The organism is Anaeromyxobacter sp. SG66 (assembly GCF_022690805.1).
Lineage (GTDB): Bacteria > Myxococcota > Myxococcia > Myxococcales > Anaeromyxobacteraceae > Anaeromyxobacter > Anaeromyxobacter soli.
This window is the reverse complement of record NZ_JALCZC010000021.1, coordinates 37411-60592: the sequence shown is the minus strand read 5'-3', so window position 1 is coordinate 60592 and position 23182 is coordinate 37411. Positions and strand designations below refer to the sequence as shown.

The following is a 23182-nucleotide window of genomic DNA, read 5'->3' as shown; positions in this document are numbered from 1 at the left end:
AGGCCTATCGGATCGACTACAACGAGGTGCGGCCGCACAGCTCGCTGGACAACCAGACGCCGAACGGCTTTGCTCGCAGTATCACCGGACTCACGAAGCTAGCCGTCTAGAGTCGGGGGGCAGGTCAGAGCGCCTCCGCGAACGGCTTCATCTTCGCGAAAGTCTCTCTTGTCTTGGTGTCAGCGACTCGGTGCTGACTGAAGTAGTAGTCCAGCTCCTCCTGCGTAACTTCCTGACGGCCCGAGGGGTCAACGAACCGGAGTGGGCTCCATCTTGCGTATTGATATGGGTCGAGAGCACTGGGAACGAGGTCGGTCAATCGATCGGCTGGGTCCGGCGTCTTCCAGCGCGCCAGCGACGGGTCCCAGTACCTCGCCCCGAAGTAGTAGAGCCCCGTCTCCTCGTCGAGCTCCTTCCCCGTGAACAGGAACCGCTGCCCCTTCACCGGCGAGGCGCCCACGTCGCTGCGCGGATCCCTCCACACCGCGCCGTACGGGAAGTACTCCACGTGCTCGTGCACCCGGCCGTTCTGATCCGTCACCCAGCTCGTCGAGCCGAGGTGATCCGGGTGGTAGTAGTACGTCTCCGGCCGCACCTTCGCGTCGGCATAGTAGTCGTTCAGCACCGGCTCGCCGCCGGGCAAGACCCCGCACTTCTGCGGCTGGTAGTTCGACGGGTTGCAGCCGTTGTCGACGTCGCCCACCGTCGAGACCACCGTGCCGGTCGAGTCCACCGGCCCGCGCGGCACGTCGTCCCAGCCCGGTGGCGGCAGCAGCTTCGAGGCGATGCGCGCCGTCCCTGCGAACACGTGCTTCGTCGCCGCGCGCCGGCCCTTCAGCGCCCAGAACTGCCCGATGGTGATCGACTCTCCCCCTCGCCCCAGCTTCGCCACCCGCTGCCCGTCCGCGTCGTAGAAGAACTTCGTCGCGTTCCTCCCGCCGCCGTCGATCACCGTGTCGAGCCGGTTCTCCTCCGTCCACTCGTAGCGCCGCAAATGCGCCGGGCGCTGCGTGCACGTCGAGTCCGCCGGGTCCCGGCACTCGCGCAGCGTGTTCCCGTTCGCGTCGTAGACGAACGAGGCGTCCCCGATCCGCGTCGCCTGGTGCGGGCCCTTCCCGCCGTACCCGTACTCGAGCGCGTGGTTCGTGTGCGGCGGGTACTCGCCCCCGCCCGTCGGCCCGTGCAAGACGTGATGCTCCTGCACGTTCGACGTCATGTTGTGGATGTCCGAGTACTTGAACACCGACGTGAACGTGTCCAGCGTCGACGGCCGCGACTTCGCCTCTCCGTGCGTGTACGTGAGCCGGTGCAGGTCGTCGTACCGGTACGTGAACTCCACGTCCCCCGCGTGCGAGGGCACCGCCTCGCCCAGCGCGTTCTTCACGCCCAGCACGTTGCCGACGAGGTCGTACGAGTAGAACAGGTTCTGCAAGAGCCGCTCGCCCGGCTTGCGCGTGTACAGAGTCGCGAGCCGCCGCGTGTCCGGCTCGTACCCGTACTTCGTGACGACGCCGTTCCCGACCCGCTGGTACACCCGCTGGCCGAAGTGGTCGTACAGCAGCGCCTGCAGATATGTCTCGTACTCCGCCGGCGCGTGCGCCGTCGCAGGCCGGTCCCCCCGCGCGCTCTTCAAGAGCCCGCCGCGGTCGTACCCGTACGTCAACACCTCGCCGTCCGGGTACACCATCGACAGCATCCGCCCGAACACGTCGAGCTGGAATGTCGTCGTGTACGTCCGGCGCCGGTCCCCGGGCCGCAGCGGATCCACCGTCCGCGTCGAGCGCGCCAGGTTCCCGAGCCCGTCGTAGCCCCGCGTCTCCTCCCCGAGCTCGTCCTCCACCTTCGTGATCCGCGCCGCGCCGTTCTCGGGCGCGCCCGGCGGGCCGTAGGTGTACGTCACGTTCCGGCGCGAGGTCGGGTACCGGATCTCCTTCAGCCGCTCGAAGTCGTAGACGTAGCGGATCTCCTTCCCCTCCGCGCGGAGGTTCGCGTCCTCGCGGCGGATGAGGTTGCCCGCCGCGTCGTACCCGTACACCGTGCGGCCTGCGTCGGGGTTGTCGAGCTCGGTGCGCCGGCCGAGGAGGTCGTACTTCACGTGCGTCACGTTGCCGGCGGCGTCCGTCACGTGCTCGAGCTGGCCGAGCGGGTCGTACGCGTAGCGCGTCGTCGGCGTTCGCCCCTCCACGTGCTCCTCGACCGCGACCGTCTTCTCGGTCGCGTCGCGGTACACGGCGCGCGTCTTGCCGAGCGCGTCCGTGGCCGTCGTCTGGTGGCGGAGGATGGGATCGCCGGCCGCCCTCCCGAACGCGAAGGCGATGCGCGTGATGGCGCCGTTCGGCTCGACGGTCTGGATCGTGCGGCCGAGCGCGTCGTAGGCGAAGCGCGTCGGACGCTCGAGCGGCCGCGGCGCGTAGCCCGGGGTCATGCTGGGGTCGAAGAACGGCTGCCCCTGCTCGGCCACGCGCCCCATCGCGTCGAACACCTGGCCGCCCGTCACGGACCACCCGACGCGCGTCGCCTCGTCGCTGCCCGCCCAGACCTCGGCCGTCTTCTTCGTCTGGATGACGCGCCCGAGGCCGTCGGCGACGACCACCGTGTCGAGCGTGCCGCCCTGGGGTAGCGCGTTCCGCGTGAACGCCCACGCCGCCGCCGGCTTCGCCGTGTGGTCGTAGCTGATGTCGATCGTCGGGGCGTCGAGCGTGAAGCCCGGCGCGGCAACCTTCGTGAGCCGCCCGAAGCCGTCGAACGCGCGCGCGGTCACCTGGCCGTTCACGTCCTGGGTCCAGGTGCTCTCGTCGGGGGCGACGGGGTCTCGTAGCGCGCCTCCGAGACGTAGCCGTGCACGTCGTTCGTGTGGGCCACGTGGACGCCGTTGCGCCCCTCGTACTGGTACTCCACCCAGTACGCGTCGCCCAGGTGGTTCTCGGGCGAGGTGACCCTCTCGACGTTCCCGGCCCACGGCGAGCCCTCTCGGAACCACGAGAGCGCCGCCACCGCCTCGGCCGTGCCCCTCGATCCGGGAGTGCAGCTCGGTGAGGTTGCAGGACGCGTCGTAGACTCCGCGGCGGTAGCGCAGCACTCCCCCGGACCGGTTCTTCACGGTGATCTCGGTGGGCGCGCCGGTGCAGTGGATGGCTGCCGCCTGCGTAGGCCCGTAGAGCACCGTGGCGAAGACATCGTCGGCGGGATCGGCCACGTCGCCCTCGTCGTGGAACGAGGACACGTTGCCCGCACCGTCGTAACCGAAGACCTGCCGCGAGATCACTCCGGCCGTGGCCTCCCCCTCGAAGAGCCGCTTCTCCGAGGCGGTGAGCTTCATGAAGGTCGGCGCGCAGTACTCGTCCTGCGGGTACCTCAGGTTCATCGGCGTGCGGTCGAGGCACTCGCCCGCCGGCGTGCCGACGAGCTCCGGCTCGTACTGGTTCAGGCTCTCGACGAGCGTCGCGCCCTGCGCGTCGAGCACGACCTCGCGCTCGAGGAGCCCCTTCGAGCGGAAGTCGTCCACGAGGAAGCGCTGCACGAGCCTCGACGCGTCGGGGTTCGTCCGTGCCGAGGGCCCCACGTTCGCGGGAGCGCACCGTCAGTGTCAAGCACGAACAGTCAACGTTACGCGATCACTGCAGGTGCGGCTCGTCGCCCGCCCTGGCGCGCCGAAGGGTCGCGCTTACCCCTGTGCGATGTGCACGCACGGCGGCGCCCGCCATGCTCGTGGCCGATGCATGGCAGCGCGATTACCCCTGTCGCCGCCTCGGGCCGACACGCAACCGCCCGTGCCTCACGCGCCGCGCCCACCTGGCAGCCCCGAGCCACAGAAGCGCGTTGACGATCACGGCGACGGACACCTCGCCAATCGCTCCAGCGAGCTTGCTCGGGGAGAACAGCTCGGGCAGCAGCTTCTCCACGACGAACAGGCCCACGGGGCTTCCGGGCAAGAGAAGGGCAACGCCCGAGAAGAAGATCTCCGGGCCGCAGCACAGCACCCACGGCGACCCGAGGTAGCACGCCACCCCGGCCACCTGGAGCGCTGCAAACACCTTCCAGGTTCTGCTGCTCATGGCAACTCCGGCGCCAGGCGCAGGTCATTCGAGATGATCAGTGGGTTGCCCGGCCGCGGTGCCATGACCGCTGCTCGTCCTGGTACTGCGCCGGGCACGGACCGACCTCCTCATTCGCCGTCACCGTCCCAATGGTCATCTATACGCGACGAAGACGAAAATGGACTCGCAAGCGCAATGGTAAGCAAGCACCCCGACCGAGAGAATGAGTGCAGCGCGAATACGGACCCACCAACGAGCTCCCGGTGCCCTCCACCCGGCCGCTGCGAAAGCCATGGCGGGCAGGCCCCACCCCACGACGAGGAACCCAAGCGTCCACCACGACGAGCGGCCACAGTGGTCCAGCTCGTAGCAGCCGGCCGGAACGCGACCCCACCGGCGACCCAGATCCATGGCGCTGATCCACGCCGCGGAGAGCGATGCGATGGCCAACCCCATTGCCGCAGACACGCTCGCCAGCGCCGCTCGCCTCCCCAGGTCGTGAAGGCGGCACGAGGCTGCGTCTGCCGGCCTGGAGGGGCAGTCACGTCCTTGTTCCCGTGGGTGCGGGCCGGTCAAGGCTCCGCGCAGAGGGTCGTGCACTGTCCGCTGCTCGCGTAGTCGCACACGTCCGTCGGCCTGCACTGCGACTGCAGCGAGCAGGTCTCGCCCGGCGCGCGCCAGGCCGTGCAGACGTACGCCACGCCGCTCCAGGAGCACCACCCGCCGATGCAGGGGCGGCCCTCGCCGTTGACGTTGCTACAGAGCTCCGACGGCTTCGGACCGTCCACGCACGTGCCGCCCGCGCTGCAATAGAGCCCCGGGCCGCAGGCGTTCTCCCCCTGCGTGCAGCTCTCGCCTGGTCCGCGCCACGCGACGCAGGTGGAGGCGCTCGAGCACCGGTAGCCGATCGCGCACTCCTCATCCCGCGTACAGCTCCCCGACGTGGCCCGCGGGCGGCACTTGCTGTCGTAATACGAGTTCCACTGGCAGAAGAGGCCGGGGCCGCACCAGATGTCGTTCAGGCATGGGCCGTCCACCCCCGCCAGCGGCGTACACACGGGCGTCGCCAGGAGGATGTTGCAGGAGGTCCCCGCGGCGCAGGGCAGGCCCGATTCGCACGGTGATCCGGAAGGGATCGGCGTCCAGCAGGTGCTGGGGCACGCGTCGGGCGACCAGAGGCAGACGCCCGACGCGCAGCTCTCGTCCGAGAAGCACGCCTGGCCGTCCGCGAGCTTGCCGGCGACGGCCGCCCCGCAGTCCGCCTGGGGGTAGGTCCCGTTCATGAACGCCTCGAGCACGTCGCAGCTCGCCGTCTCGAGGAAGGAGAGGCACGCACCGGCGCGCGCGCCGTCGTACGTCGCGCGTCCCGCCGCCACGGCCTGCACCGGGTCCGCGCATCGCGCCGCCGGCGCGAACACCGCCGCCGCCTCGGCCGCCGAGGCCCGCTCGCAGGCCGCCCAGCGGGCCGCGTACGCGCCCCAGTATGCGTCGCAGTACTCGGAGACCGTCGCGGGCGCCGATCCGCCGCCGGGGCCGCCACCGCCGCCGGGGTCGCCTCCGCCGGAGCTCGAGCACGCGGCGGCGAGGAGCAGGAACGAAAGCGCGATCCTCTTCGACGTCATGTGTCCTCCCGACTCCAGCGTTTCACTTCGAGACGGCGAACGCGAGGTCGTCATGATCGTCGAACTCTCCGGTGCTGCAAGGTTGCTGCGTCCCCGCGTGGCGCAGCTGCACTCGCACCGCCTGCAGCGCCCCCGGCTCGAGGACGTGATCGACGCCGAGCACCTGGAGGCCGGCGCGGGTCGGCGTGAGCGTCGCCACCCAGCGCCAGGAGGGGGACAGCGCGTTCGGCGCGACGTAGACGTCGAGCGCGTCGGTCACGTAGCTCGCGGTCGCCCAGACCTTCGCCTCGATCCGCACGGCGCCGCCCTCCTTGAGACCCGCGACCGGGTCGAGCGCCCGCACCGTGACGACGTCCACCGACTCGTCCTGGTGGAAGAAGCCCGACCCGCCGTCCGGGCAGCTCGCGGCGATCGTGTTGGGCGCCGAGGGCTCCGGGCCGAGCGGGCCGCGTCCCACCACGAGCCCTCCCGTCCAGCAGCTCGCCCCCGCGAGCGCGCACTTCGGAGCCTTCAGCTTCCTGTCGAAGGACGCGAGCCCCGTCTGAGCCACGTGCACGGTCACCGGTGCGCTCTCCCCGACGTTCTTCCCCGCGTCGTAGGCGCGCGCGACGAACCGGTAGTCCGCGCCGTCCGCGAGCCCCGCGAGGCTGGTCGGGAAAGCCCACGGCGCGGCAGTGTCGGTGGCGACGAGCGTCTCGACGCCTGCCGCGTCGAGCCGCACGAGCTTCACCTCCGTCACCGCCACGTTGTCGGTGGCCGCCACCTGGACCGTGATCGCCCCGGAGGCCGTCTCGCCGTCCACGGGCGCCGTGATGGTGGCGGTCGGCTTCACCACGTCCTCGACCTCCACGGAGACCGGCGCGCTCCTCGTCCAGTTGCCCGAGTAGTCGAACGCCACGGCCGTCAGGCTGTAGGTCCCCGGCGCGAGCCCCGTGGTGTCCCAGCTCGCCGTGAAGGGCGCGGACCCGTCGGAGGACAGGGCGCCCCCGTCCACCTCGAAGTCGACGTGCTCCACGCCGACGTCGTCGCTCGCGGCGGCGGACACCGCGACCGCATCGCGCACCTTCGCGCCGGCCGTGGGAGCGGAGATGGACACGGACGGAGGCGTCGTGTCCGGCGTGCCCGGCTCGGTGGCGATCACGACGTCGTCCCGGTCGTCGTACCCGGTGGTCCCGCAGGCCTCCGGGAGCCCGCCGCCCCGGAGGGCGACGCGGACGACCTGCCGCTCCGAGTAGGCGAGCGGGACGGTCGCCGACAGGATCTGCTCGCCCGTGAGCGTCGGCTCGACCGTGGCGCGGAGCACGAACTGCGGCGCCGCAGCGTCGGCCGCGACGTAGACGTCGAGCCGGTCGTAAACAGGATCGGCGACGAAGGCCCGCACCTCCACCCGCGCGAGCTTGCCGCCGGTGAGGGGCGCGCCGTCGAGCGACGAGATCGCGACGTGCTCGATCGACTCGTCGCTCCGGTACACGCCCTCCGTGCCGTCGGGGCACCCGTCCACCGTGTTCGAGGCGTTCGCCTCCGGGCCGAGAGGCCCGCGCCCCATGAGCAGGATCCCCGTGTGGCAGAACGGCGAGACCACGTCACAGGACGGCGCCCCCGCCACGGGATCGAACGCGGCGCCGGGGTTCTGGACGTTCATCGTCACCGGGTCGCTGACGGCGGTGTTGCCCGCGGTGTCGTAGGCCTTGCTCGTGAGGACGTGATCGCCGTTGGCAACGGAGGTCGTGTCGAGCGTCGCCTCGAACGGCGCGGCGGTGAACGTGGCGAACGGCACGTCGTCCACGCGCAGCTCGACCTTCGCCAGCTCACCGCCCGGATCGGCGGCGTCGGCCGCCACGCGGATCGTGCCTGCGACCTGCGCGAGCCCGGAGACCGGCGCCCGCAGCGTGGTGGTGGGCGGCGTGATGTCGCCGGTCCTCACCCAGACGAGAGGCTCCGACTTCGAGTCCCCGACGTTTCCACCGAAGTCGAACGCCTTGGCGTAGAGGAGATAGGTCCCCGACGGAACGGTGCTGCTCGCCAGCGTGAACGTCCACGGCGCGCCGGAGGTCGTCTCGCCCACCTTGAACCCGTAGGTCGTGTAGGGCACGTGCAGCCAGAACTCGACGCGCTTCACGGAGCTGTCGTCGGCGGCGTCGGCGGTGAGCTGGACCTCGCCGCTGAGATAGGAGCCGGACGGCGGTGACGTGACGCTCACCGTCGGCGGGGTCAGGTCCTCACGCCTCACGGTGACGCTCGCGGTCCCGACGTTGCCGACGCCGTCGTACGCGCTCGCGGAGAAGACGTAGCTGCCGTTGGGAGCGCGCGAGAAGTCGTACGGGATCTCCCAAGGCGCGCCCGTGTTGGTGCCGAGGGAGACGCCGTCGAGGAAGAACTCCACCTTGCGGATCCCGCTGTCGTCGGTCGGGTCCACCGAGAACGTGACGGCGTTCGGGACGACCGCCCCCTCCTCCGGTGCGAGCACCTTCACGTCCGGAGGCGTCACGTCGTTCACCGTCAGGGTCACCGGCGCCGACTCGGTCACGTTCCCCTGGAGGTCGGTCCCGCGCACGCGAAGCGCGTACGTGCCGTTCGCCGGGGCCCGCAGCTCGAACCCCCACGGGGCCACGACGTCGCTCCCCTGGAAGACGCCGTCGAGGAACAGGTCCACCTTCGCCACCGCTCCGGCGTCGGTCGCGCTCGCCGCGACCTCGATGAGGTTGGACGGCAGCGACGCCGCGTCGAGCGGCTCCAGGATCGCCACCGTGGGCCCGGTGAGATCGGCGAGCGTGACCGCCACCTCGTCGGTCGCGATGTTGCCGGCGCCGTCGTGCGCGACCGCCCGCAGCACGTACTCACCGTTCGGAAGGAGCGCCGGGTTCCAAGCCGCCGTGTACGGCGTCGCGGTGAGCTGGGCGATCGCGTAGGTCTTCCCCTTCCAGTCGTCGGCGGTCACCATCACCTTCGACACGAGCCGATCGTCCGCCGCCGCGACCTCGACCGTGGTGCTCTCCGCCAGCACCCCGCCGGCCGCAGGCGCAACGATCTCCACCGTCGGCGGCGCGCCGTCCGCGGTGCCGCCCCCCACCTCGAAGACGAGGTCGTCCCGGTCGTCGAAGCCGCCCGAGGTGCAGACCGCCGCCGCGTCCCCGCCGCGACGGAAGGCCGCGCGGACCGCCTGCGTGCCGCCCGCGGAGAGCGTGTACCAGGCCGTGAGCGTCTGCGGGCCGGAGGCCACCGGCGTCAGCGTGATGAGGTGGCGCCACGAGGGCGGGCTCACCGCCGGCGACGCGTACAGGTCCAGGGAGTCACCCAGCTCGCCGCCGACGATCGCGTCCACCTCCAGCTTCACGTTTCCGCCGACCACGAGCGGCTTCCCGTCGTCGGAGGAGATCCGGAGCTGCTCGATCGACTCGTCCAGCTGGTACACCCCGAGCTCGCCGTCGTGGCAGACACAGCCCGCGGGATCTGCGTCGCACCCGTCGCGGAGCACGCTCGGGGCGTACCGCTCCGGGCCGAGCGCCGCGCGCCCGCGGACCAGGTCCCGCGAGTCGCAGGAGGCGGCGAGCGTCTCGCACCGCGCGATCCGCAGCCCCGGGTCGAGGTGGGCGACGCCCGGGTTGCTCACCGTGACAGAGATCGCCGTCGAGTCGGTCGCGTGGCCGGCCGAGTCGTACGCCCGGACCACGAGGGAGTGCGCGCCGTCGAGCGACGTGGAGGTGTCCCAGGCGATCTCGAACGAGCTCGAGTCGCTGCTGCCTCGCCAGCGCCCGTCGACGAGCAGCTCGATGCGCGTGAGCCCGTGGTCGTCGCTCGCCGTGCCGGTGACGTTCACGGCGCCCGTGAGGGCGTCGCCTTCCACGGGCGCCGTGACGGCCACCGTCGGAGCGGCGTCGTCGGCGGTGGGCGTGAGCTCCACACCTCGCGTGTAGACGAGCCGATCGGGCGTGAACCCGGGCGCGCCCGCCGGAGCGCGGGTCGCGCTCGCGACGAGCACCCGGACGACGTCCTGCGGGGTCGCCGCCGGGTTCCGCGAGAGGAGGAGGGCCACCGCGCCGGTGACGTGCGGCGCCGCCATCGACGTGCCGGAGAGCGGCAGGTCGGCGACCGCCGTCGTGTTCCACGCAGAGACGATCCCGGCGCCGGGCGCGACGAAGTCCACGCAGTCGCCGACGTTCGAGAAGGGCGCGAGCTCATCCACCGGCGCTCCACCGACCACCGGAGGCGTCCGCTGCTGCAGGGCGGCGACGGTCAGCGCGCCGGGCGCGCGCGCCGGAGAGACGTCGCAGGCGTCCTTGCCACCGTCGCCCGCGGCCACCACGACCACGATGCCGCTCGCGGTCGCCGCCTCCACAGCCGCGTCGATCGCCGAGGATGGGCTGGCGAAGAGGCTGAGGTTCGCGACGGACGGCCGGGAGTGGTTCGCGATCACCCAGTCGAGCCCCGCGACGACGCTCGAGGCGCTGCCGTTCCCGCTGCAGTCGAGGACGCGCACCGACCGGATGCTGGCGCCCTTCGCGACGCCGTAGGGCCCTCCGGCGATGGTCCCCGCGACGTGGGTGCCGTGACCGCTGCAGTCCCCGACGACGCCCTCGCCGAGGGCGTCGAACGCGAAGGAGGCCCGCCCGCCGAACGCGGCGTGTGACGTGAGCACGCCGGTGTCCAGCACGAACGCGTCCACGCCTACTCCGGTCCACCGATCGTCCCAGCCGTACCTGTCGTCGAGCGCGGCGCCGCGCTGGTCGACGCGGTCCAGACCCCAGGTCGGACCGTACTGCCAGGCGACGGCGGCCGCCCGGGCGACGCCGTCCTGCTCGACGCGCTCCACGCGCGGATCGAGCGCGACGGCGCCGGCGGCGGCGAGCCCGGCGCGCATGGAGAAGCCGCGCAGCGCGTGCTGGTAGACGTTCAGCACGGTGGCGCCGTGATCGTTCGCGACGCTCGCCGCGACCGCGGCCACGTCCGCTGCGCCGTCGCCAGCCGCGAGGACGACGAGGTACTGATCCGGGATCGGCTGCTCCACGCGCGCGATCCGCTCGGCTCCGGCGGGGGCGGCCTCCGAGGACCTACCTCGGCTCGAGCAGCCGCCACCGGCGGCGAGCGCCAGCGCGAGAGCTGCCGTTAGACTCACCGTTGAATGCCTGGACATGTCCTCTCCCCGAGGGCCGCCCGCGAAGACCGGCGCCCGTCCCTGCGTAGGAGCCGATGGCGCCGCTCGGCGCCCGCCTGCCTACATCCCGGCGATCGCCTTCTCGTCGACCTTCATCGCGGCGTCCCTCACCGCCGCTTCCACGACTTCCCTGCGCGCCCTGGAGCGCCGCTCCGACGTCAGCCGCTGTCGGAGCACCTCCTTCAGGTCGTCGAACGACGGCCGCTGCTCTCGCTCCCGGACGACGAGCTTCACGACGTGCAGCGCGCTCGCCGTCTCGACCACGCGCGGGAGGATCGCCCCGGCCTCGGTCAGCTCGAACGCGGCGGCGGACAGCTCGGGCCCGTACAGCGACGTGAGCTCCTCGCGGCTCATCGGCGGCAGCTCGCCGTTGAGCGCCCGGGTGCGCGGGTCCTCCGAGCGGAGCCGCGCGAGGTTTCCGAACGCGAGCGGGTCGAGCGGGCGCTGCTGCGCCGCCGCCAGCGCGGCCTGGGCCGCGCCCAGCTTCCGCGCCCGCGCGGCGGCGTCCGGAGCCTCGAAGGTGATGACCGCGAGCCGGACCCGCTCCGGCCGCTGAAGCTCCATCTCGTGCTCCGCGAACCAGGCCCGCACCTCATCGTCGCTCAACGGCCGGCCGGCGGCTGACTCCTCGACCTTCTTCTCGACGAAGGCGCTCGACAGCTCCTGCGCGTAGCTCCGCGCGAACTCGCCCGTGCGGTGGAAGCCCTCCGCCTCGGCTCGACGCGCGAGCAGGAGCGTCCGCGTCCAGCCCTCGACGAACTCCTTTCGCGCCGCAGGGTCCGTGAGCTGCGCGCGAAGCGGACCATCCTTCGGCCCGGCGAGCGCCTCGATCTCGTCGGCGGTCACCTTCTCACCGTCGAACCGCGCGAGGACGGCGCCGCTCGACGGGCGGCCGTCGAGCGGGCTGCCGCCACCGCCAGCGTGGCCGATGAAATAGCCCGCGACACCGGCGATCACCGCCGCGATGACGGCGGTCACGACCTGTCGCCTGGAGCTGGTGAGTCCTGCAGGAGTCTCGTTGTCGCTCACTCGATCACCGTTTCTGGCCAGCTAGACCCGCGGTCAATGTGGCGTTGCGGCTGATAATTGCCCGACCGCGATGCCATGACCGCTCCACGACGGGCTCTCATTACTCTCGGTCGGGATGCCTCATTCTCCTTCTCAGGGTCGCAATACCTAGATCGAGCACCACCGCGAGACCCAGTGACACGACCGGGACCCACAGGCGTTGCCCTGGCGCCGAGTGACCACCATTGAGTGCGCGCGCTATTTCTCCGATGCCCCACGTCACGGCGCTGAACAACAAGGACACGACATTCAAAAGACCGCGAACCCCGCGATCGTCATACCGCGTTCCCAGAGCATCGCCCAACCACTGCAACACCAGCCCGAACGCGACATAACTCGTCACGATACGTCGACTGATCAATCCGATCGTTGACGCCACTATCGTCACCTTGCCCTCCCCTGCGGCACGGGGACACCGGGCTGGGCTCCCCCTCCCTGACCGGCTCCGTTAGGCGCAAACGACGCCCTTGGGACTGGGCGGTCGTAACCCGGCGTGCTTACCGGCAGCACCGGAGGCGCAACGCCGGCCGCCTCCAGCAGGCCGGAGACGTAGGAGTTCGAATTGAATCCATCATCGGCCACGAACATGCTTCTATTTGCCGGGTTGGCCTCAGGAAACAGGTCGTAATCCAGGTCGTCGGCGTAGTTGGCGTCGAGTGTCAGGAGTCTATCAATGAACTGATCCTCGCCCACTGGATCTCCTGGCCCGAGCGGCCCGGCCTTCACGTCCGCAGGATTCGGGACCACAATCCCGCCCTGATGAGGCCGTGCGTCCCGCGTCCGATTGTGCTCACTCACGAGACTGCCGTTGATCGCAGGTACGGGCCCAGCTCCGAGGGTCATGAATACACGACCCTGGTCGTCTCGAAGTGGCTGACCTGTCGCCGGATCGCGAAAACGCGGATCGTTCGCCCACCGCGCCTGATTTTCCGGCGTGATGCGAACAAGCGAGTGAAAAGACCCCCGAGCCACTTCATGAAAGTCGACGCGCACCTCGTTGCCGTCAGGGTCCTGGAGAACAACGGGACTCGCGTGGGCGTAGAGGTAGAGAGACAGGTTCTCCGTTCTGAAGATCCCTCCACGCCCAGGAAGGGATTCGCCAACTTCTTGGCCAGGAAGATAGGAAGCCAGCATCGGATCACTGCTCGCCCACCTCGCCCTCACCGGATCCAGGTACCGCGCGCCGAAGTAGTAGAGCCCCGTCTCCTCATCCATTTCCTTGGACGAGAAGAGGAACTGCTGCCGATGCACGGGGTCGCCGTCGGAGTCGTACCGTGCGTCGCGCCAGACCTCGCCGTACGGGAAGTACTCGACGTGCTCGTGGACGCGGCCGTTCTGATCGGTCACCCACGACGTCGAGCCGAGGTGATCCGAGTGGTAGTAGTAGGTCGCCGGCTTGATCTTCGTCGTATCCGGACGCCGGTCGATGACCGGGTTCGCGGCGGGATCGATCGGACACTTCTGTGGCTGGTAGGTACTCGGATCGCACCCGCTGACCGTCTCCACCGCCGTTCCGGCCAGGATCGGCCCGGAGACCGCCGTCCCCTCGCTCCAGCTCGGCTCCCAGCCGGGAGACGGCAAGAGCTTCGAGGCGACGCGCGTCTCCCCGATGAAGATGTGCTTCGTCGCCGCCTTGCGCCCCTTCAGCGCGAAGAACTGGCCGATCGTGATCGACTCGCCTCCGCGCCCCAGCTTCACGACGCGCTGGCCGCCGGCGTCGTACATGAACCGGGTGATGTTCCAGCCGCCGCCGTCGATGACGGCGTTCAGCTCGTTCTCCTCGCCCCAGAAGTACCGGCGCAGCTTGTCGGAGTTCGCCTGGCAGGCCGCATCGCCGTGGTCGCGGCACTCGCGCAGCGTGTTGCCGTTCGCGTCGTAGACGAGGTTACGATCCCCGATCTTCGTCGCCTGGTGCGGCCCGGCATCGCCGTAGGCGTAGTCGAAGTCGTGGTTCGTGTGCGGCGGGTGCGCCGTCTCGTCGTCGGGATCGTTCGCGGTGGTCAGCCAGTGCTTCTGGTGGAGCCGCGTCATGTTGTGGATCTCGTCGCCGAACTCGTACGTCGTCTTGAACCTGTCGACGACGCCCGGACGCGACAGCGCGGTCCCGGTCGCGGTGGTGAGCCGGTACAGATCGTCGTAGTCGTACGTGTACGAGACGGCGCCGGAGCGCCGGCCGGTCGCCTCGCCCAGCGCGTTCGTGAGCGTCTTGACGTTGCCCACCAGGTCGTAGGTGTACGTCAGCGCCTGGAGCGTACGCCCCTGCGACGCGGTGTCCACGTGCTTCAGCCGCTGCGTGTCAGGCTCGTACGTCCAGGTGGTCGTCGCAGCGTTCCCGAGGACCGCGTGGCGGCGCGCCCCGAACTCGTCGTAGGTGAGCGTGGTGAGGTAGACCTCGGTGGCCTCCTCCCAGTGCTTCGTGGCGGGCCGGTGTCCCTCCGCGTGGTTCACGAGCCCGGCGGCATCGTACAGGTACGTGAGCTCCTCGCCGTCCGGATACCAGAGCCGCAGCATCCGGCCGAAGGAGTCGAACTCGAAGCGCGTCTCGAAGGTCTGGGGCGAGTCGTTCGGCTTCAGCGGCTTCACCGTCCGGGTGAAACGGATCGTCTCTCCGAGCTTCCCGTAGCCGCGCGTCTCGGCGCCGGCGTCGTCGACCACCCGCACGATCCTGCCCGCGCCGTTCTCGGGAGCTCCCGGCGGCCCGTACTCGTACTTCACGTCGGTGCCGAAGGGCTTGTTGACCGCGATGAGCTGGTCGAGGTCGTACTCGTAGAACACGAAGGCCTGGTCTGCGGGCAGCTTGCCACCCTTGGCGGCCTGGACGAGGTTCCCGTCCTGGCGCGACACGAGGTTTCCCATGTCGTCGTAGGCGAAGTCCGTCGTCCCTGCGTCGGGGCTGACGAGCTGCCTCCGCCGGCCGAGCCGGTCGTACTCGACGCGCGTCTCGTTCCCCCTCGCGTCGATCACGGCGCGCAGGTCGCCCAGGGGATCGTACTGATACCGCGTGGTGTGGACGAGCGAGTCGATGTGCTCCTCCACCGCGGAGATCTTTTCGTCGAGGCGCCGGTACATGACCCGCGTCTTGCGGAGCGGGTCAACCACCGTGGCCCGCCGGCGAAGGAAGGGATCCTTCGCCGCGCGCGCGAGGTCGTAGGTCAGCTCGTAGACGCCGCCGTTCGGCTCGACGGTCCGGGTCTTCCGGCCCAGCACGTCGTAGGTCGTGGTGGTCTCGTAGACGGGCGCGTCCTCGCGGAACCCCGGGTCCCGGCCGCCGATGAAGTAGGGGATCCCCTGCTCCGTGACGCGTCCCATGACGTCGAAGCGCTGGCGCCCCGACGCGGTCACGCCCAGCCCCTTGCCGTGGGCCAGCACGGTCTTCTGCGTCTGGAGGGTGCGCCCCAGCCCGTCCGTGTACACGAACGTGTCGAGCCAGCCGCCGTTCCTCGGCAGCAGGTTGTGCGTCGCCGCGCGCGCCGGGCTCGCGTCCGGCGCGTACTCGACGCGGACCGCAGGGATCGTGCTGTCGTAGGGCCCGAACACCTGGAAGATGCGGCCGTTCGCGTCGAGGACGCGGCGCGTGAGGTTGCCGTTGAGGTCGGTCGCCGTCTCGACCTCGCCGAAGCGCTCGTCATACACGGCCGAGGACGCGTACCCGTGCGCGTCCTCGACGCGGGTCGGGAAGTTCCGGGTCACGCCGCTCGTGTCGTAGAGATAGCGGACCCAGTACCGGCCGCTCTTCACCCTGGGCTGGTGCACCTCGAACAGCTTTCCGTCGGCGTTCCAGGCCAGGTCCACCTGCACGTACCTCGTGGCGTCGACGAAGGACTGGAGGTCCTTGAGGTTTCCCCTCGCGTCGTAGTGGCCGATCCGCTTGCGGAGGAAGGCGTCGTCGGCGTCGGTCGCGTGCGCCTTCACCAGCAGCAGCTCCGGGCGCGCGATCGAGTAGAAGGCCCTCGCCGCCTCGTCGTCGGCGTAGTTGACCGTCGCGTGGACGTCGTCGCCCGTGTCGAGGGGATCCGCGTCACCCAGGTCGGTGAAGGTCAGCACGTTCCCGTTCGAGCGGTCGTACGTGTAGCTCTGGTAGGTGACGAGCTTGGCGTTGGGGTCGCCGGTCGTCTCGTGGAGCTCCTGCGTGACGCTGTCGAGCGTGATGACGTGCGAGCCGCACCACTCGTCGAGCGTCGGCCTCAGGAAGAACGGCGCCGCCTCCCGGCACGGGTCGACGGCCGGCGCGGGCCTCGCCTCGGTGTCCGCGAAGCGTGACGGCGCGGACCAGGCGTTGGTCGTCGTGGTCAGCACCCGCCCCGAGACGTCCGAGAGCGTCTCCGTCACGACGAGGCCCTTCCTCAGGACCGAGTCGTTCCAGTAGGTGCGCACGACCTTCGCTCCGTCGCCGCGGGTCTCGGTCGTCGCGTCGAACCCGAGGAAGTCGCGCTCGTAGCGGTGGTAGCGGCCGTCGCCGTAGTCGAACGAGGTGGCGAGGTCGTGACCGGGGGTGCCGTCCGCGCGCCCGTCGTGGACGACGACGCTGGACAGGACCCAGCGGCTCTCCGGCATCGCGACGCTGTTCCCCTTGCGCGCGTAGTCGAGCTCGAAGCTCCCGCCGAGCGGCCGCGAGACCGCCTTGAGCAGGTTCCCCTTCCGCAGCTGGTTGAGCCGGACCCAGACCGCCTCGTTGTCACCGCCCGGGTTCTTCTCCGCCTTGAGGACGTGATCGGCGAGGCCGTCGCCGTCCATGTCCTGGAGCCCCAGCGCGAAGCCGGAGACGCGCTTGAAGGTCTTGTCGCCCCCCACGGAGAAGTGGAGCCAGGGGGTCATCGCGGGCGACAGCGGCCCGACACCCCAGGAGACGACGAAGCCGATGGACGGCAGCTCGCCGTACGTCCCGCTCGCCTCGACGGCGTCCACGCTGGGCGTGTCACCGTTCACCAGCCGGAGCACCTTGTTGACGCCGGCGGCGAGCCCGGTGTCGCGCAGCCACGGCTTCGTCACCGAGGCCGGCCACGGCTGCACTGGGAGCTGCACCTCGTCGTCGAACCCGAAGCCGTTGTTCAGCCGGACGGTGAAGTGGCTCGTCCCGGTGGTCTTTCGGACGTAGTCCGGCAGGCCGTCGCCGTTGACGTCCGCGAGCGAGATGCCGGTCGCCGCGACGCTCGAGTCCCAGTTCACCGAGGCGCCGTAGTTCTCGTAGAGCGTGAAGCCGGCGTTGGCGTTGAGGCTGATCGAGGTGGTCTTGCGCACCCGCTCCGGCGACACGATCTCGTCCGGGAGGGCGCTCCCGAGGCTCCCGATGAGCTCGTCGAGGTTCCCCTCGCTCCAGCTGCCCACCGGGATGCGGTCCGCGGACGCCGCGAAGTGCGAGCCGAGGTTCAGGCGGACCAGGAAGTAGCCGCCGTCCCGGGAGACCTCGTCGGGAAGGCCGTCGCCGTTGACGTCGGCCAGCTCACGCTCCGTCGAGCTGAAGTTGACGCCGATGCCGCCGCCGACGGACGGGTACATGGCGACGAGCGCCTTGACGACGCCGTCGTCGGACATGCGTCGCCACGGGTCGGAGACGCCGAGCCCGAGGCTCGCCGAGCCGTCCTTGCTCACGCGCAGCCGGAAGCCCTCGGTGCCCCTCTGGATGCCGGGCCTGCCCGGATCGCGGATGTCGGTCACGCGAACGGCCGTTCCGTCGTCGGCGCGAGAGACGACGTCGACAACGCGGTCGCCGTTCATGTCGAGGACGTCCGTCTTCTGATAGCTCGCGCCCGTCGCCACGTTGAGGCTCACGCCGACCGGGCCCACCGAAACCCCCGCCGAGAGCGACGTGGAATCGCCTTCGCTCTGCCGGAGCGCCGGCCCCAGCGCGAACATCGCCATGAGCGAGGTGGTCTCCCCCGCCCCGCCGCCCTGCTGGACGAACTCCCCTTCGCGGGAGGCGTGCCAGATCCCCGCCGAGATGAAGGTGGTCCCCTCCCTGCTCACGAAGGACGGGACGCGCGGCGCGAGCCCCGGCTCCGCCTGCGAGACCCAGGTCCCGAGCCGCCTCGGCACGAGGGGCGACGCGACCTCGGTCGTGTCCTTCACGTCCGGGTCCTGGTGCTCGACGTCCACTTCCCCCTGCTCGTAGGCGTCCACCTTCTTGTAGAGCCGCCGGGGATCGAGGTCCTGGTCGTTCGCGGCGCGCCAGGTGCCGTAGTGGAAGAGGTGATGGCCGCCGCCGAAGCGCGAGCGGACCGCGTAGGTGTTCGAGCCGCTCCGGTACGATGAGTACCGCTCGTTGACCTTCACGCTCTCGGTCGACGACAGGCCCGTCGCGTCCCGCACGAACGTGACGACCGGCGTCCACGTCGCGTCGAACTGGGCGTCGGAGAAGATCTCGAAGAAGACCCGCTCTCCGGCGTCGACGTGCAGCTCCTGGATGATGGACTCGTACGGCGAGCCGTAGAGCTGGTCGAAGCGCCGCTTCACGATCAGGGACTTCGCCGTTCGAGCCGCGACGTAGAGCGCGTCGGACGCGTGGTCTCCGACCCGGAGCGCCGGGATGTACCCGCGTGGATCTCGCGGATCCGGGTACTTCGGGTTGACGAAGACCCGGATGGTGCCGGGCTCCGGCGCCACCCACGGCTCGATCGGGCGATCGTCGGGCGCCGCCGAGACGTCGGCGTTCGGGAGGAGGTACCAGCGCGGCGAGATCGCGTTGTGCACCGGGAACCAGGCGTCGCCCGTGAACGACATCGCCTCGGCGAGCTCGGGCGGCGGCGCCTCGCAGCCGTTCGGTCCCAGGCCGCCGGCCGTCTCCATCCGGCCGCCGATCGTCCAGTCGACGACCGCCGGATCGACGGGCAGGTCCGTCTGGATCCGGAACACCAGCTTCTCGCCGGCGAGGACCGAGGCGGTGGCCGCCAGGTCCCACTTCCCGACGGCGTCCGCGGGCAGGATCTCGTCGATGAGGGTGTCGAACCCCCCGTCCTTCTCCTCGCAGCGGAGGTCCTTCACCTCGGCCTTCTGCGCGAAGCGCTGGACGCAGACGCGGACGTCGTCGGTCGACTCCTTCTTCACGAGCGAGGTCTCGATCCGGAGGGCCCCGGTGGCCGGGATCGCGACGGAAGGCGCGGGCTGGCCGGCGATCCTGAAGTCACTGGCCTGGTCGAACTGGAACGTCGCGGCGCCGCTCGGGTCGACGCGGCCCTGCTCCTCGTCGCTCAGGGGACGGCACGCCCCGACACTGCACGGGCCCAGGTGCGAGTAGGAGATCGTCGGCGAGAAGTGGACGTCCTCGAGGGGCGACGGAACGGCCCGATCCACGGGGAAGTCCGCGAGCGTCGAGAGCACGAAGAAGACGCGCAACCCGGGGAACACGTCCAGGTTCGCGATGCCCACCGGGGTCGGCACGCCCGCGTCCGCGAGCGTCTTCACGCGCTCGAAGACCTTCACCGCAGCGTGATCGCGGCTTCCGTCCCAGACGAACGCCTGGATGCGGACTCCGTCCCGCTCCGCCGGGAGGGGGGAAGGCTGGGCGTGATCGACGAAGAAGAGGTTCCCGGCGACGTCGACGCGTCCCGTGAACGGCGCGATCCACTCCAGGACGGCGTCGGAGGGCTTGAGCTGCTCGCGGATGCTCTGCTCGAGCGCCTCCTGGTCCGGGTTGGCGCCGGTGGGCGTCGACGCCAGGCTCGTGCCGGTGACCATCGGCGCGAAGGCGAACGCCTTCGCGGTGCCCGATCGGTGCTGGTTCAGGAGGACACCGGACTCCTGCACGACGTCCACGAGACCGTCCCCGTCGGCGTCTCCCAGGAACTCCGTCGTCTTGGACGAGAAGTGCGAGTAGCCGGCGTTGACCGAGACCGGGCCGTACGACGCCTGCCCCGCCGTGTTCCACCCCTTGCCCTCCTCCTTGCCCAGGGTCGGGAGCGGCACGGACGCCACCTCGCCGTCGCCCGGATCCCCGGCCGGCAGCGCGCGCCGCAGCTCGCGCGACCCGGAGACGAGAGAGCCGCTGTTGAACCGGACGTCGTAGCTTCCGCCTCGGCCCGTGACGCGGTCCGGCAGCCCGTCGCCGTTCACGTCGAGCAAGAGGCTGTTCGTCACCGACCGGTGCTGCGTGCGGCCGACGCGGGCGCCGACGGTGCCGGTGATCTTGTCGTAGGTGAAGCCGATCCCTCCGTAGCCGTGGATCGACCAGCCGCTCTCCTCGGCGTGCGAGAGCGAGAGGTCGTCCGGCGCCTCCTTGAAGCTCCAGGCGACGGGCGCAGCGAAGGAGTTCCTGTAGTCGGCGTCGAACCAGGAGAACGCGTGGGTGTGGAAGAGCTTCCGCGCGGTCCCCTCTCCCGCTCCGAAGACCTCGACCTTCGTCAGGCGCGACTTCCAGAAGCTCTCCGCCTTCCGCTCGTAGGAGAACCGGTACTCCCGGATGGTGTCGGTCCTGCCGTCCCGGTCGAGCTGGACGAGGATCGACTTGAGGCGGCGCCGGAGCACCGTCTTGAAGCCGAGCCGGCCCGAGGTGATCTCGTCGGGACGATCGAGGTAACGGCCGCGCGTGTCCTGCTCGCTCCGCAGCTCGACGTGGTAGTGGCCGATCTCCGCCGTCCCGAAGGGATCCCGCGCCCCGTCGTACGCGCGCCCCGTGTACTGGATGCTGCTCAGGTAGAGCTGCCGGAAGTCCTCCTCGTGCGTGGCCGCCGTCTGCTGCGGGTGCCGGACGGTGGGACGCGCCTTCGCGTCCGTGTCGTAGACGAACTGCGTCAGGTTCCCGTTGGTGTCGACGACACGCTCCAGGTACCACGCGCCGATGTTGGCCAGCCCCTCGTAGCTGGTGAGGCGCGCCGCGCCGCTCCTGCCGTAGACGTACAGGTTCCCCTGCTTGTCCTGGACCTGGAACCAGTGGTCGGTCGGGCCGGTCCCGCAGCGGAGGATCCTGCGGAAGCTCTTCTCCACCCGGGCGCGATAGCGCGTCCCCGCCGAGCCGTCCTCGCACCTCGGCGACTCGCTCGTCGGCACGAGCTGCTCGCCGTCGAGGAGGTAGCGGGGCTCGCTGGCGCCGTACTCCGGCGCCCCGAAGCGCGTGTCGATCTGGACGCTCGACGACGGGAGCTCCCAGCCGACGCCGAGCCAGCCGTTGGACCCGCCGGAGTCGTACGCGAGGCGCAGCTCCGGCTGGTAGCCGCCGCGACCCGCCGGCAGGCGGATCGGGAACGCGAGCTGGGCGGTCCCCAGGTTGTTGACGCCGGGGGGCGCGATGAGGTCGATCGCGGCCGACGGATCCGAGGCCTTCAGATCCTTGATGGAGTTCGGGTTGAACGACGACGGCCCCGGGTGCTCGGGGAGCACGAGCACAGCGTTGATCATGAACGTGAAGTGCGTCGTCTCGCTGACGACGCGGTTCGTCGAGCGCTGCAGCTCGGCGCGCGGGAGCGCCGTCCACTGCTCGGCCGCCTCGTCGTAGAACCACGTCTGGATCTCCTCGGGGGCGATCCCCTCCGGGAGGAGCGACGGGTCGTAGGGGAGCCCGACGCGCACGGGCTTCGCGAACTTCTGCCCCTTCGGCAGGAACCGGTACGCGCCGTTGGCCGGCGCCGTCACGTTCACCATCCCCGCGTCGAGCGGCGGGATGAACTCGGGCCCCTTCCGCGTGATGCCTACGTTCGTACGCTTTCCGACGGCGCCCGGCCCCGCCTCGAAGGTGACGTCGGTCCCGAGCATCACCTTCCCTCCGGCGTCGGGATCGATGGTACCCCAGCCGGTCTGGTTCTCCTGCCCGAAGCGCGCGGCATCGGAGAGCAGCGCCGCGCTCCCCGAGGCGCCGGTCAGCAGCTCCGCGGCGCCGTCCCGCTCGAGGACCACCGTGCGCACCACCGTCGTCCCGTCGGGGAACGTGGCCTTGACGTCCACCGTCCACGGGGTCGGTGCCGCCGCGGGGCGGTCGAGCGCGACCCCGAACACTCCCGCGACGCCCACCTCCGCGCCCCCGATCTCCACGCGCCCGACGCCGGCGGGCGACTCCGCCCAGCCGGCGATCCACGCGCGATCGCCGAAGCGCTCACCCACCTCGCGTCCCCCCTCGAACGTGAGGTGGGGCGCGGTCAGGACGATGCGGGCGGCGCCGACCCTCGGACCGACGCCGCTGCCCGCCACCGAGATCTCCGCCACGCTGGCCGCCGGCACGTCGGCGCGCGCGGACGACGGGAAGACGAGCCGCAGCGCGCTCGCCTCGCGCCCCGCCACGGGCAGCGTGCTCGACTCCGTCGCGAGCTCCACGTCCGGCACCCGATCCCAGCCGCTCGCGTCCCGCAGCTCGAGCGCCGCGAGCGTCAACGGCGCCGATCCGAGCCGGACGGAGCCGTCGTCGAGCGCGATCGGACGATCCAGCGTGAGCTCCACGGTCCCGGAGACCGGCGACGGCGTCGCCTCACCGTCCACCGCGTCCGCCTGCTTCAGGTGCGTCTCTCGATCGAAGACATCGAGCCCGTCGTCCGACACCACGAGCAGGCGGAGCCCCGCCACCTGCACCTTCCCCGTCGCGTCGGGTGGCACGCAGAGGGTGACCCCGCTCGCCGTCCCCAGCCGCTCCGGGTCGAGCTCGTCGACGAGCGTCCTCGGCGTCGCGACGTTCCCCACCCAGAATCCGCCCGTCACCGCGTCGCCGTCGAGGATCCGCTCGAGCGCGAAGGCGCGCGGGACGTTTGCCTCGTAGGCGAGGTACGCCCGCCGTGCGCCGGCCACCTCGACCCTGGGGAAGGTGGCCTTCAGGCACCGGGCGCCGCCGTTGCTCTCGGTGGGATCGAGCGTCGCCGCGGCAGGCGTGGCGCCGAGGACGCGCACGTCCTCGAAGGCGGTCGCGTCGGCGCGGGTCGCCTCCGCCATCGCCGCGACGCTCCGCGGCGAGCGCTTCCGACCGGCGCCCCAGACCTCGAGCTCCTGGAGGATCGCCGCGGTCCCCGCGCCGCTCACGCGAACGGTCAGCTCCTTGGCCACGACGGGCGCGGGGAACGAGATCGCCCCCCAGCTGCCCGTGAGCGGGAGCTCGCCCTGCCCCGGGACGGCTACGGAGAGGCCGTCGCCGCGCACCTTCACGGCCCGGATCTCGACGGCGTGGTCGAAGCGCACCACGACGTCGAGCAGCCCGCTGACGGGCGTCCCCGTCGTCGTGTCCCGGTCCGCGACGGCGAAGAGATCGGTCCCCGCGCCGCCCTGCACGCTGACGGGCGACAGGCGCATCGTCGGACCGACGATGTGCTCCGGGGCTGACGACCGGCTGCAGCCGGCGAAGGCGGCGAGGGCGATGAGGCACGCGGCCGGGAGATTTCGATTCGTGCGGACCATGC

7 protein-coding genes are annotated in these 23182 nt (G+C 70.8%); 1 reads left to right on the top strand and 6 read right to left on the bottom strand.

The genetic code is table 11. The features are described 5' to 3' along the window. Positions 1-110, top strand: a 110-nt coding sequence (locus tag MNZ39_RS08840; protein ID WP_242337485.1) for a transposase, incomplete at its 5' end; no start/stop codon positions are given. A 14-nt stretch (positions 111-124) separates the two neighbouring features. Here MNZ39_RS08840 and MNZ39_RS08835 read toward each other — a convergent pair. The 6 genes from MNZ39_RS08835 to MNZ39_RS08810 form a co-directional block, all read right to left on the bottom strand. Beyond that, positions 125-3562 (bottom strand): RHS repeat domain-containing protein, encoded by a 3438-nt coding sequence (locus MNZ39_RS08835; RefSeq protein WP_242337481.1) that lies wholly within the window; start codon positions 3560-3562, stop codon positions 125-127. A 169-nt stretch (positions 3563-3731) separates the two neighbouring features. After that, on the bottom strand, positions 3732-4055 hold the full coding sequence (locus MNZ39_RS08830; RefSeq protein ID WP_242337479.1) for a hypothetical protein: 324 nt from the start codon (positions 4053-4055) through the stop codon (positions 3732-3734). Positions 4056-4609: 554 nt separating this feature from the next. Beyond that, complete coding sequence (locus tag MNZ39_RS08825) at positions 4610-5659, bottom strand: dickkopf-related protein (RefSeq protein WP_242337477.1); 1050 nt, start codon at positions 5657-5659, stop codon at positions 4610-4612. 22 nt (positions 5660-5681) lie between these two features. Further along, entirely contained in the window at positions 5682-10664 is a 4983-nt protein-coding gene (locus tag MNZ39_RS08820) for an Ig-like domain-containing protein (protein WP_242337475.1), read from the bottom strand. 207 nt (positions 10665-10871) lie between these two features. After that, positions 10872-11789 (bottom strand): peptidyl-prolyl cis-trans isomerase, encoded by a 918-nt coding sequence (locus tag MNZ39_RS24895; RefSeq protein WP_242337473.1) that lies wholly within the window; start codon positions 11787-11789, stop codon positions 10872-10874. A gap of 474 nt (positions 11790-12263) precedes the next feature. Further along, complete coding sequence (locus MNZ39_RS08810) at positions 12264-23180, bottom strand: SpvB/TcaC N-terminal domain-containing protein (RefSeq protein WP_242337471.1); 10917 nt, start codon at positions 23178-23180, stop codon at positions 12264-12266. Positions 23181-23182: the final 2 nt, after the last annotated feature.

Bases quoted from the DNA above. Each gene is read 5' to 3' on its own strand.
- MNZ39_RS08810 (WP_242337471.1), bottom strand. From the start codon at position 23,180: ATGGTCCGCACGAATCGAAATCTCCCGGCCGCGTGCCTCATCGCCCTC.
- MNZ39_RS08830 (WP_242337479.1), bottom strand. From the start codon at position 4,055: ATGAGCAGCAGAACCTGGAAGGTGTTTGCAGCGCTCCAGGTGGCCGGG.
- MNZ39_RS08825 (WP_242337477.1), bottom strand. From the start codon at position 5,659: ATGACGTCGAAGAGGATCGCGCTTTCGTTCCTGCTCCTCGCCGCCGCG.